This window comes from Pseudomonas sp. c313 (assembly GCF_055407145.1).
In genome coordinates this window covers 134,366-146,881 of the sequence record NZ_JBUZRD010000006.1, presented here as the reverse complement: position 1 = coordinate 146,881, position 12,516 = coordinate 134,366, and the positions used below count along the sequence as shown (strand labels likewise).

At 60.4% G+C, this 12,516-nt stretch carries 7 protein-coding genes; all 7 read left to right on the top strand.

The features are described 5' to 3' along the window. Positions 1–28: 28 nt before the first annotated feature. The gene (gene dnaB, locus ACZRKZ_RS18580) at positions 29–1,423 is read left to right on the top strand and encodes a replicative DNA helicase (protein WP_463969112.1); all 1,395 of its coding nucleotides are present in this window, start codon (positions 29–31) and stop codon (positions 1,421–1,423) included. 131 nt (positions 1,424–1,554) lie between these two features. Then, complete coding sequence (locus ACZRKZ_RS18575) at positions 1,555–3,858, top strand: YgiQ family radical SAM protein (protein ID WP_463969113.1); 2,304 nt, start codon at positions 1,555–1,557, stop codon at positions 3,856–3,858. A 230-nt stretch (positions 3,859–4,088) separates the two neighbouring features. Then, positions 4,089–5,009 (top strand): NAD synthetase, encoded by a 921-nt coding sequence (locus ACZRKZ_RS18570; RefSeq protein ID WP_463982386.1) that lies wholly within the window; start codon positions 4,089–4,091, stop codon positions 5,007–5,009. After that, positions 5,006–5,458, top strand: a complete 453-nt coding sequence (locus ACZRKZ_RS18565; RefSeq protein ID WP_463982385.1) for a hypothetical protein — start codon at positions 5,006–5,008, stop codon at positions 5,456–5,458. Before ACZRKZ_RS18570 ends, ACZRKZ_RS18565 begins: the two co-directional genes overlap by 4 nt. Positions 5,459–5,665: 207 nt before the next feature. Continuing rightward, positions 5,666–8,959 carry a transglutaminase family protein gene (locus ACZRKZ_RS18560; protein WP_463982384.1) on the top strand — a complete coding sequence of 1,098 codons (3,294 nt, stop codon included), beginning with the start codon at positions 5,666–5,668 and terminating at the stop codon, positions 8,957–8,959. 147 nt (positions 8,960–9,106) lie between these two features. Further along, the gene (locus tag ACZRKZ_RS18555; protein WP_463982383.1) at positions 9,107–11,599 is read left to right on the top strand and encodes a circularly permuted type 2 ATP-grasp protein; all 2,493 of its coding nucleotides are present in this window, start codon (positions 9,107–9,109) and stop codon (positions 11,597–11,599) included. Then, positions 11,599–12,489, top strand: a complete 891-nt coding sequence (locus ACZRKZ_RS18550; RefSeq protein ID WP_463982382.1) for a transglutaminase family protein — start codon at positions 11,599–11,601, stop codon at positions 12,487–12,489. Before ACZRKZ_RS18555 ends, ACZRKZ_RS18550 begins: the two co-directional genes overlap by 1 nt. The last annotated feature ends 27 nt before the right edge of the window (positions 12,490–12,516 follow it).

Genomic DNA, 12,516 nt, shown 5'->3' with positions numbered 1-12,516 from the left:
TTCTACAGCCCCCTAATTTCAAGTGGCCATGAACGATATCTCCGCTCCTGAGCAATACGATCTGCAAACCGCTGCCCTGAAGGTGCCGCCGCATTCCATCGAGGCCGAACAGGCCGTGCTCGGTGGTCTGATGCTGGACAACAACGCCTGGGAACGCGTGCTTGATCAAGTCTCGGACGGTGATTTCTATCGACATGACCACCGCCTGATTTTCCGCGCCATTGCCAAACTGGCTGATCTGAATTCCCCCATCGACGTCGTGACCCTTGCCGAGCAATTGGACAAGGAAGGTCAGACCTCGCAAGTGGGCGGTCTTGGATACCTGGGCGAGTTGGCGAAGAACACCCCGTCCGTCGCCAACATCAAGGCCTATGCGCAAATCGTGCGTGCGCGGGCGACGCTGCGGCAATTGATCGGCATCGCTGCCGAGATCGCTGACAGCGCCTTCAACCCCGAAGGGCGTACCGCCGAAGAGATTCTCGACGAAGCAGAGCGGCAGATCTTCCAGATCGCCGAAGCACGGCCGAAAACCGGCGGCCCGGTGAGCGTCAACGACTTGTTGACCAAGGCCATCGACCGCATCGATACCCTGTTCAATACCGATAACGCCATCACCGGCTTGTCTACGGGTTATACCGACCTCGATGGCATGACCAGTGGCTTGCAGCCGTCCGACCTGATCATTGTCGCCGGCCGTCCGTCCATGGGTAAGACCACCTTCGCCATGAACCTGGTGGAGAACGCCGTACTGCGTAGCGAAAAGTGCGTCCTGGTCTACTCCCTGGAGATGCCAGGTGAATCGCTGATCATGCGGATGCTCTCGTCCCTGGGCCGCATCGACCAGACCAAGGTCCGCGCCGGCCGCCTGGAAGATGACGACTGGCCGCGCCTGACCTCGGCGGTCAACCTGCTCAACGACCGCAAGCTGTTCATTGATGACACTGCGGGTATCAGCCCCTCGGAAATGCGTGCGCGGACCCGCCGTCTGGTGCGTGAGCACGGTGAGGTTGGCCTGATCATGATCGACTACCTGCAACTGATGCAGATCCCCGGTTCCAGCGGCGACAATCGGACCAACGAGATTTCCGAGATTTCCCGTTCGTTGAAGTCCTTGGCCAAGGAATTCAACTGCCCGGTGGTTGCCCTGTCCCAGCTCAACCGCTCCCTGGAACAGCGCCCGAACAAGCGCCCGATCAACTCCGACTTGCGCGAATCCGGAGCGATCGAGCAGGATGCTGACGTAATCATGTTCGTTTACCGGGACGAGGTTTATCACCCGGAGACCGAGCACAAGGGCATCGCCGAAATCATCATCGGTAAACAGCGGAACGGTCCAATCGGCACCACACGCTTGGCGTTTATCGGTAAATACACCCGTTTTGAAAACCTCGCGCCGGGCAGTTATAACTTCGACGACGAATAATTCGTCGCTGGCCAGCAAGCGTTTACGGGCTAATAGCAGGCTGATAATTTCCGAGCGTTACAGTCGGAATTGGTCAAATTTTGTGCTATATTTCGCGCCCGCGATTTTTCATCTCAACACCGGTCATCGTCATGCAAACAGCCAAGCCATTATTTGACTATCCCAAGTACTGGGCCGAATGTTTCGGTCCTGCGCCATTCCTGCCGATGAGCAGGGAGGAGATGGATCAGCTTGGCTGGGATTCGTGCGACATCATCATCGTCACCGGTGATGCCTACGTCGACCACCCGTCGTTCGGGATGGCAATCATCGGCCGGCTGCTGGAGTCCCAGGGCTTTCGCGTCGGGATCATTGCCCAGCCCAACTGGCAGTCTAAAGACGACTTCATGAAGCTCGGCGAGCCGAACCTGTTCTTCGGCGTCGCGGCTGGCAACATGGACTCGATGATCAACCGCTACACCGCCGACAAGAAAATCCGTTCCGACGACGCCTATACCCCTGGCGGCATGGCTGGCAAACGCCCGGACCGTGCGAGCCTGGTCTACAGCCAGCGCTGCAAGGAAGCCTACAAGAATGTGCCGATCGTGCTCGGTGGCATCGAGGCTTCCCTGCGCCGCATCGCCCACTACGACTACTGGCAGGACCGCGTACGCAACTCGATCCTGATCGACGCCTGCGCCGACATCCTGCTGTACGGCAACGCCGAGCGGGCCATTGTCGAAGTCGCCCAGCGCCTGTCCTACGGCCACAAGATCGAAGACATCACGGACGTGCGCGGCACCGCGTTCATTCGTCGTGACACGCCAAAAGACTGGTACGAAGTCGATTCCACGCGCATCGACCGTCCGGGCAAGATCGACAAGATCATCAACCCGTACGTCAACACTCAGGACACCCAGGCCTGCGCCATCGAGCAGGAAAAGGGCCCGTCTGAAGACCCGCAGGAAGCCAAGGTCGTACAGATCCTGGCCAGCCCGCGCATGACTCGCGACAAGACCGTGATCCGTCTGCCATCGGTAGAAAAAGTCCGTGGTGACTCGGTGCTGTATGCCCACGCCAACCGCGTACTTCACCTGGAAACCAACCCCGGCAACGCCCGCGCCCTGGTGCAGAAGCACGGTGAAGTGGACGTGTGGTTCAATCCGCCGCCCATTCCCATGACCACCGAAGAAATGGACTACGTGTTTGGCATGCCTTACGCACGGGTTCCGCACCCGGTATATGGCAAGGAAAAAATTCCGGCCTACGATATGATCCGCTTCTCGGTGAACATCATGCGTGGTTGCTTCGGCGGCTGCACCTTCTGCTCGATTACCGAGCACGAAGGCCGGATCATCCAGAATCGTTCCGAAGAGTCGATCATTCGCGAAATCGAAGAGATCCGCGACAAGGTTCCGGGCTTCACCGGCGTCATCTCCGACCTCGGCGGGCCGACCGCGAACATGTACCGCATTGCCTGCAAGAGCCCGGAAATCGAATCCGCGTGCCGCAAGCCATCCTGCGTGTTCCCTGGCATCTGCCCGAACCTGAATACTGACCACTCGGCGCTGATCCAGCTGTACCGCAGCGCCCGTGCGTTGCCGGGTGTGAAGAAGATCCTGATCGCATCTGGCCTGCGTTACGACCTCGCGGTCGAGTCGCCGGAATACGTCAAGGAACTGGTGACCCACCACGTCGGTGGTTACCTGAAGATCGCCCCGGAACACACCGAGGAAGGTCCGCTCAACCAGATGATGAAACCGGGCATCGGCAGCTATGACAAGTTCAAGCGCATGTTCGAGAAGTACACCAAGGAAGCGGGCAAGGAGCAGTACCTGATCCCGTACTTCATCGCCGCCCACCCCGGCACCACCGATGAAGACATGATGAACCTGGCCCTGTGGCTCAAGGGCAACGGCTTCCGTGCCGACCAGGTGCAAGCGTTCTACCCCTCGCCAATGGCCACCGCCACGGCGATGTACCACTCGGGCAAGAACCCGCTGCGCAAGGTCACCTATAAGAGTGACTCGGTGACCATCGTCAAGAGCGAAGAGCAGCGCCGCCTGCACAAGGCCTTCCTGCGCTACCACGACCCGAAAGGCTGGCCGATGCTGCGTGAAGCACTGACCCGCATGGGCCGCGCTGAGCTGATCGGGTCGGGCAAGGATCAACTGATCCCGCTGCACCAGCCTGCCACCGACAGCTATCAGAGCGCCCGTCGCAAAAACTCGACGCCGGCTGGTAGCCATAAGGTTGCCAAGGAAACCACCACCAAGATCCTCACCCAGCACACCGGCTTGCCGCCGCGTGCCAGTGATGGTGCTAACCCGTGGGACAAGCGTGAACAGGCCAAGGCTGCGGCGTTTGCCCGCAATAAACAGGCCGCCAAAGAGCGCACCGATGCGGCCAAGGGCAAAGGCAAGAAGCCTGTCCGCAAGCCGGTCGTGCCGCGTTGATCGCAGCCTGAACATGCAAAACGCCAGCCTCGTGCTGGCGTTTTGCTTTCTAGGCGGTGGGTGGACCGTTTGTTAAGGTGGCGCCGTCAAACAGCCCTTTGTAGGAGCGAGCTTGCTCGCGAAAAACTCACCGACACCACGTTAAACCAGATTACCCGCGTTATCGTTGACGACTTTCGCGAGCAAGCTCGCTCCTACAGTCGATTCACGTCATTCAAGGAAGAGAACACATGAGCAACCCCCTGCTCAACATCGGCATGGACTCCAACCGCTCCCAGTTCATGGCCCGCCAACGAATTGAAAGCCAGATCAACTTGCCGCGCTTGTTTGCCGCCATTGACGCCGACCCAGGCATTGTTGGTGCCGGTGTGGTGTATATCGATGCTGACTTCAACATAGTGACCCTGCGTGAATTCAAACCCCTTTGTAGTATTACGCCCAAGCGCGTGATTCTTCGGGAGGCGCAGAAGTACATTGCGCCAACCCAGTTTGCTGAGCATGTGGTGAGTAACCCACGTGAATCCCGTCTGATTGGCGAGGCGGTGAATGCCGGAATTTCTTGTTTAGGCGCTGTCATTAGCTGGGCTGCGATTGCCAGCGGGACAATTTTGGTTCCTTTCAGTGCAGGTGCCAGTTCCATCATTGTTGTGGTTGGATACGCGGCTGCCGGTGCAAGCTCACTTCAGTGTTTCAATGGCATTACTCGAACAGCGCTCGAAGTCACCAAACCAGAGGTAAATGATTGGTTGGACAGCGAGGCGTGGTATCAGAATGCTTCAATTGTTTTAGACGCAACATCATTAGCTGGAGTAGGAGCATCCGCCCTGACGACGATAAAACTCGTCAATGTCGCGAAGGCGACCACTGGCAAGAGCTTGCGCGAAGTGCTTCGTGGGTTGAATCGCCAAGAAAGAGCGAAGCTCACAAAAGAGCTGCTGAGTATCAATGACCCTCGCCTGACATCGAAGATGCTCAAGCTCAAGCAATTGTCGGGCGAGCTGCCCAAGCGTTTTACCCCTACTCAACTTAACCACAGCACCAAGACCCAAATTAAAGATTCCTTAGGCGCAACGGCGGGGCTTGTTGGGAGCGCTTATACGGGAAACGTAAAAACTATTGCGGTGGGGCTGTATGAGGAGATAGGCGAATGAGCGAGCTGATGACACTTCGTGATTTCTTCAGGCATTACTTTCTTACTTTTATCGGTGGTGTATTTGCCGCCTATTTTTCCTTGGCTTTCGCTACAGCGCTTTCCTTTGTGACCTATTTTCGTGACAAGCCACTCGCCGGAGGCTTGGGCGTTTCGATTGTGCTTTTCGGGGCGTTTCTGGTCCTTTTAACGGTCCATAGCAACTTCATGATTTTGCGGGGGCGACCGTGTTGGGTGTGGGTGATGGTTGGTATTTACCTCGCTTGTTTTCTGTTTGTTCTTCCGATGGTTCAGTACAGCCCTCATAAATTTTTTTACGGTCTAGCGCTGGCTTTTCCACTTTTTGGTTTATTGGCACTCAACAGCGGCGTACAGCGACAGATGCGTATTAAGCTCGTGGAAATCCGTCACATTCGGCAGGTTTTAAAGGCTAGGAGTAAGGCCCGATAGCCCTCTCGCTCCCTCGCGAAATTGAGTAGATTCATCACCCGTCCTCACACTCCTGCCACAAATATGTGCAACCCTCGCACCACGACGGCAGCCATCGCGCCGTTTTGGTGCTGTACTGCACCGGGTCCCACGATAAAGCGCAATGCCCACCGCACTGGCATAAGTCTTGCGCGCTTTGTTTCATGCCCTGGCTCGCAGGAGGCCGCCGTGTCGATTCATGTCGCGTTGCACCACGTTACGCATTACCGCTACGACCGCGCGGTCGAACTCGGCCCACAGATTGTGCGTTTGCGTCCGGCGGCCCATAGCCGCACGCGGATTTTGTCCTACGCGCTGAAAGTGCTGCCGCAGCAACACTTCATCAATTGGCAGCAAGACCCCCAGGGCAATTACCTGGCGCGACTGGTGTTCCCGGAAAAGACTGACGAGTTGCGCATTGAAGTCGACCTGGTTGCCGAGATGGCGGTGTTTAATCCGTTCGACTTTTTCCTTGAGCCCTACGCCGAAAAAATCCCGTTCAGCTATGCCGCCGATGAGCAACGCGAGCTGGCGCCGTACCTGGAAACCTTGCCGCTGACGCCGAAGCTCGCCGCGTACCTGGCAGGCATCGACCGCACGCCACTGCCTGCCGTGGATTTTCTGGTGGGCCTCAACCAGCGCCTGGCCGCCGACATCGGCTACCTGATCCGTATGGAACCGGGGGTGCAAACCCCGGAATTCACCCTGGAAAACGCTTGCGGCTCGTGCCGCGATTCGGCCTGGCTGTTGGTGCAACTGCTGCGTAATCTTGGTTTGGCAGCACGGTTTGTTTCCGGTTACCTGATTCAATTGACCGCCGACGTCAAAGCCCTCGACGGCCCATCCGGTACGGAAGTGGACTTCACCGACCTGCACGCCTGGTGTGAAGTGTATTTGCCGGGTGCCGGCTGGATCGGTCTCGATGCCACTTCCGGCCTATTCGCCGGTGAAGGCCATATCCCATTGGCCTGTAGTCCCGATCCGTCTTCAGCGGCGCCCATCAGTGGCCTGGTGGAACCTTGCGAGTGCGAATTCACCCATGAGATGTCGGTGGAGCGTATTTGGGAAGCCCCACGGGTGACCAAGCCCTACACCGAAGAACAATGGCTGGCGATCCAGGCCTTGGGCCGGCAGATCGATGGTGACCTGCTCAAGGACGACGTGCGCCTGACCATGGGGGGCGAGCCGACCTTCGTCTCCATCGACGACCCCGACGACGCCGAATGGAACACCGCAGCCCTGGGCCCGGACAAGCGCCGGCTCTCTGCCGAACTGTTCCAGCGCATGCGCAAGCATTACGCGCCCAAGGGCCTGGTGCACTTCGGCCAAGGCAAGTGGTACCCCGGCGAGCAATTGCCGCGCTGGTCGCTCAATTGCTACTGGCGTCGGGATGGTGTGCCGATCTGGCACAACAGCGCGCTGATTGCCGATGAACAACAAGACTACGGCGCTGATGGCGTGATGGCCGGGCGTTTTCTCGCCAGCGTTGCCGAGCGCTTGAAGTTGCCTGCGCACTTTGTGTTCCCGGCCTACGAGGACAATTTCTATTACCTGTGGCGCGAAGGCACCTTGCCTCAGAACGTCACCGCGCAAGACCCACGCCTGGGCGACGACCTTGAGCGTGACCGCCTGCGCAAGGTCTTCAGCCAGGGCCTGGATAAAGTCATTGGCCAGGTGCTGCCGCTGGCGCGCACGGCGGCCAATGACTGCTGGCAGAGCGGGCGCTGGTACCTGCGGGATAACCATTGCCGCCTGGTGCCGGGTGATTCGCCCCTGGGCTATCGCCTGCCATTGGCCTCGCAGCCTTGGGTGACGGCGGCGGAGTATCCGTTCGTGCATCCCACCGACCCCAATCAGGATTTGCCTGATCTTCCGACGACGGCGCAGCTGCAAAGCCACGGCGAACCGGCCCTGAGCGACGATCGTATTCCGAAGATCGACGAATCCGCCGACTGGCTCACCCGCACCGCCCTCTGCGCGCAAGCGCGAGAAGGCAGGCTGTACCTGTTTATGCCGCCCCTGGAGCGGGTCGAGGACTACCTGGAGCTGGTGGCCGCTATCGAAGCCACCGCCCAAGAGCTGCATTGCCCGGTGCTGCTCGAAGGCTACGAGCCACCGAGTGACGTCCGCCTGAGCAACTTCCGGGTCACGCCGGACCCAGGCGTGATCGAAGTTAACGTGCAACCGTCCGCCACGTGGGACGAGTTGGTGGAACGCACCGAATTTCTCTACGAAGAGGCGCGGCAAACCCGCCTGACCACCGAGAAATTCATGATCGACGGCCGCCACACCGGCACCGGTGGCGGTAACCACTTTGTCCTCGGCGGCGCTACGCCCAAGGATTCGCCGTTCCTGCGTCGGCCCGATCTGCTGCGCAGCTTGATCAGCTACTGGCATAACCACCCGTCGTTATCCTACTTGTTTTCCGGCTTGTTCATCGGCCCGACGTCCCAGGCGCCACGGGTCGATGAAGCTCGCAACGACGCGCTGTACGAGTTGGAAATCGCCTTCGCGCAAATGCCGGCGCCCGGAGAGGAGTGCCCGCCCTGGCTGGTGGACCGACTACTGCGCAACCTGCTGATAGACGTCACCGGCAATACCCATCGCGCCGAATTCTGTATCGACAAGCTTTACTCGCCGGACGGCGCTACCGGCCGCCTTGGCCTGTTGGAATTGCGGGCCTTCGAGATGCCGCCCCATGCGCGCATGAGCCTGACCCAGCAACTGTTGTTGCGGGCGCTGGTAGCGCGGTTCTGGCGTGAGCCCTATGCACCGCCCAAGCTGGTGCGCTGGGGGACGCAATTGCACGACCGCTTCTTGCTGCCGCACTTTATCGAGCAGGACTTTGCCGATGTCATCGTCGAGCTGAACGCTGCCGGTTATCCTCTGCGTGCAGAGTGGTTTGCTGCGCACCTGGAGTTCCGCTTCCCCAAGGTTGGCGATTACGCCGTCAGCGGCATCGAACTGCAACTGCGCCAAGCCCTGGAGCCCTGGCATGTGCTGGGAGAAGAGGGCGCGGTGGGCGGCGCGGTGCGCTATGTCGATTCGTCCCTGGAGCGTTTGCAGGTCAAGTTGAGCGGCCTGCCGCCGCAACGGTATCTGCTGACCTGCAACGGCATTCCAGTACCGCTGCAACCTACCGGGCGGGTCGGTGAGTTCGTCGCCGGTGTGCGTTATCGCGCCTGGCAGCCGGCCAACTGTTTGCAGCCGACCATCCCGGTGCATGCGCCGCTGGTATTCGATCTTTTGGATACGTGGATGCAGCGCTCATTGGGCGGTTGTCAGTACCATGTCGCCCATCCGGGTGGGCGCAATTACGACAGCCTGCCAGTCAATGCCAACGAAGCCGAGAGCCGGCGCATGGCGCGGTTTTTCCACCTGGGTCACAGCCCTGGAACGTTGCCCGTGCCGGCCGTGGTGATTAACGACGAATTGCCGATGACCCTGGATTTGCGCCGTTTTGCGACAAAAATAGAGGATTGAATGTACATAATCCCGAAAGCAACAAATCTATAATGTGGGCTTGCCTGCGATAGCATCACCTCGGTACACCTGATGCCCCGAGGTGCCTGCATCGCGGGCAAGCCCGGCTCTCATACTCTGACTTCCCTTGCCTCTGCCGAGCGTTCCATGCCCGACTTGCTCGACCGTTACCCGCTGACCGCGGGCACTTATCACGAACTGCTGGACGACAGCGGCGCGGTCCGCGGCCATTGGCAGCGCCTGCTTGACCATCTGCAACGCAGCACCCCGGCGCAACTGGCCCAGCGCCAAGCCTTGCTGACCCGGCAGATCCAGGAAAACGGCGTGACCTACAACGTCTACGCCGACCCCAAGGGCGCCGATCGGCCATGGGAACTGGACCTGTTGCCCCACGTGCTGGCAGCGGATGAGTGGAAGCACCTGTCGGCCGGCATCGCCCAACGTGCGCGGTTGCTCAATGCGGTATTGGCGGACCTCTACGGCCCGCAACGGCTGATCGCCGAGGGCTTGTTACCGGCGGAACTGGTGTTCGGCCATAACAACTTCCTGTGGCCGTGCCAGGGCATACAGCCGCCCGAGGGTGCGTTTCTGCACCTGTATGCTGTGGATCTGGCGCGCACCCCCGATGGCCGCTGGTGGGTCACCGCCGACCGTACCCAGGCACCGTCCGGTGCCGGTTATGCCCTGGAAAACCGCACCATCGTGTCCCGTGCTTTTCCGGATATGTACCGCGACTTGCAGGTGCAGCACCTCACTGGTTTCTTCCGCACCCTGCAGGAAACCCTGGCCCGCCAGGCGCCGAGCGACGACCAGCCACCGCTGATCGTGCTGCTGACCCCGGGCCGTTTCAACGAAAGCTATTTCGAACACCTGTACCTCGCCCGCCAACTCGGCTACCCGCTGGTAGAAGGCGGCGACCTGACGGTGCGCGACGCCACGGTCTACCTGAAAACCCTCAGTGGCTTGCGCCGGGTCCATGCCGTCATGCGCCGCCTGGACGATGATTTCTGTGACCCGCTGGAGCTGCGCACCGATTCGGCCCTCGGCGTGCCGGGGCTGCTGGACGCGGTGCGCCAAGGCAACGTGCTGGTGGCCAACGCCCTGGGCAGCGGTGTGCTGGAGTCTCCCGGGTTGCTGGGTTTTCTGCCGAAGATCAATCAGTTTCTGTTTGGCGAAGAGTTGATCCTGCCGTCCATCGCCACTTGGTGGTGCGGCGAAGCGCCGGTACTGGCCGAAGCCCTGGAGAAACTGCCGGAGCTGGTGATCAAACCGGCGTTTCCATCGCAAAGCTTCGCCCCGGTGTTTGGCCGTGACCTGAACGACGAACAACGCCAGGCCCTGGCCGAACGCATGCGGGCGCGGCCTTATGCCTACGTTGCCCAAGAGCTGGCGCAACTGTCCCAGGCGCCGATCTGGCATACCGTCGACGAACATCTACAACATCGCGCCATCGGTATGCGCGTCTACGCCGTCGCCGTCGCCAGCGCCGACGGTTACCGGGTGCTGCCCGGTGGCCTGACCCGCGTGGCCGCCGAAGCCGATGCTGAAGTGGTGTCGATGCAGCGCGGCGGGGCGAGCAAGGACACCTGGGTGCTCGGCGAACGTGCCCCTGGTGGCGAGCAATGGCGTGCGCAGCGTTCTATTGGCGCCCATGACTTGATTCGACGTGATCCATACCTGCCGTCGCGGGTGGTGGAAAACCTGTTCTGGTTCGGCCGTTATTGTGAACGCTGTGATGACAGCGCCCGCTGGCTGCGGATCGTCCTCGCACGTTATGTCGACGGAGACGACCCGCAAGCGCTGCAAGCGGCGGTGGAGCTGGGAGAGACGCTGCGACTATTGCCGCAAGAGGGCGAGTTGCCTGAGCGGCTACTGGCGGCTTTGCTTGGCGATGACTGGCCGTCGAGCCTACGGGCTAATTTGCAGCGCTTGCAGTGGGCGGCGTCCCAGGTGCGCGGCAAACTGTCCCGTGAAAACTGGCAGGCCTTGGTGGAGTTGCAGCGCGAAGCCGTGGAACTGGAGGCGCAAGAGCCAGATTTCGGCGAACTGCTGGACTTCCTCAACCGCCTGGTGATGTCCCTGGCGGCGCTGTCGGGCTTTGCCCTGGACGACATGACCCGGGACGAAGGCTGGCGCTTCTTGATGATGGGCCGGCGCATCGAGCGTCTGCAGTTTCTCAGCAGCAGCCTGACGGCATTTCTGCGGGGCGTGGCGGTGTTCGATCAGGCGGGGCTTGAATGGTTGCTGGAACTGGGCAATAGCAGCATCACTTACCGTTCCCGCTACCTGGCGGTGCCGCAATTGATCCCGGTGCTGGACCTGTTGCTGCTGGATGAGCAAAACCCCCATGCGGTGCTGTTCCAGCTCAAACTGGTGAGCCGCACCCTGCGTCGTCTGAATGATGATTTCGGTATGCCGCGGGAGACCGGGCTGGCGCCGTTGGTGGAGCGACTGTCGCGTTTTGACCTGGGCTGCCTGGAAAATCCGCTGTTTGGCGAATCCAGCGTGCGCGCCGCCCTCGATGGCCTGGCGGACCTGTTACAGGCCGTCGCCGATGAAAGCGGGCAAGTCTCCGATCGCCTGGCGTTGCGCCATTTTGCCCATGTTGATGATGTCAGCCAGCAAACGGTGTCCGTGTAATGAGTGCCCGTTACCAGATCTTCCACGATACCCATTACCACTACGACAGCCCGGTGTCCCTGGCCCAGCAGTTGGCGCACTTGTGGCCACGCCCCTGCGCCTGGCAGCAGTGTACGGCGCAGCAATTGCTCATCAGCCCAGAGCCGACCTCGCGCCGGGATGAGCTGGACGTGTTTGGCAACCCGATCACCCGCCTGGCGTTCGAGCGGCCCCATGATGAGTTGCTGGTCAACGCCGGGCTCACGGTGGAGGTCTTCGCGCGGCCTGTGCTGGATTTCAGCCAGTCGCCGGCCTGGGACCAAACCCGCAGCAGCTTGACCTACAGCAGCCAGCCGTTGTCCCCCGAGATGATCGAGGCGTGCCGCTATCGTTTCGAATCGCCCTACGTGCATCTGAAGAAAAGCTTCGTCGAGTTTTCCGAAAGCTGTTTTCCACTGGACCGTCCGTTGTTGCTGGGCACCCAGGCGCTGATGGAAAAGATTTTCAGCGAATTCACCTTCGATGCCGAAGCCACCCAAGTCGCCACGCCGCTGGTGGAAGTGCTGGAGCGTCGGCGCGGCGTGTGCCAGGACTTTGCCCACTTGATGCTGGCGTGCCTGCGCTCCCGAGGCCTGGCGGCGCGCTATATCAGCGGCTACCTGCTGACCCAGCCACCGCCCGGCCACCCACGGCTGATTGGCGCCGATGCGTCCCATGCCTGGGTCTCGGTATTTTGCCCGGTGCTGGGCTGGGTGGATTTTGATCCAACGAACAATGTGCAGCCGGCACTGGAGCACATCACCCTGGCCTTGGGCCGGGATTTTTCCGATGTTTCGCCGTTGCGGGGGGTGATTCTGGGAGGGGGGAGTCATGACCCGGAGGTGCGGGTGACGGTGATGCCGCTGGAATAAGGCCTGTGGCCGCTGCCTTGGCAGCGG

What these genes read in the sequence shown, in the direction of transcription:
- dnaB (WP_463969112.1), top strand. Translation starts at nt 29, where the DNA reads ATGAACGATATCTCCGCTCCTGAGCAATACGATCTGCAAACCGCTGCC.
- ACZRKZ_RS18565 (WP_463982385.1), top strand. Translation starts at nt 5,006, where the DNA reads ATGAGCGAGCTGATGACACTTCGTGATTTCTTCAGGCATTACTTTCTT.
- ACZRKZ_RS18555 (WP_463982383.1), top strand. Translation starts at nt 9,107, where the DNA reads ATGCCCGACTTGCTCGACCGTTACCCGCTGACCGCGGGCACTTATCAC.
- ACZRKZ_RS18550 (WP_463982382.1), top strand. Translation starts at nt 11,599, where the DNA reads ATGAGTGCCCGTTACCAGATCTTCCACGATACCCATTACCACTACGAC.
- ACZRKZ_RS18570 (WP_463982386.1), top strand. Translation starts at nt 4,089, where the DNA reads ATGAGCAACCCCCTGCTCAACATCGGCATGGACTCCAACCGCTCCCAG.
- ACZRKZ_RS18575 (WP_463969113.1), top strand. Translation starts at nt 1,555, where the DNA reads ATGCAAACAGCCAAGCCATTATTTGACTATCCCAAGTACTGGGCCGAA.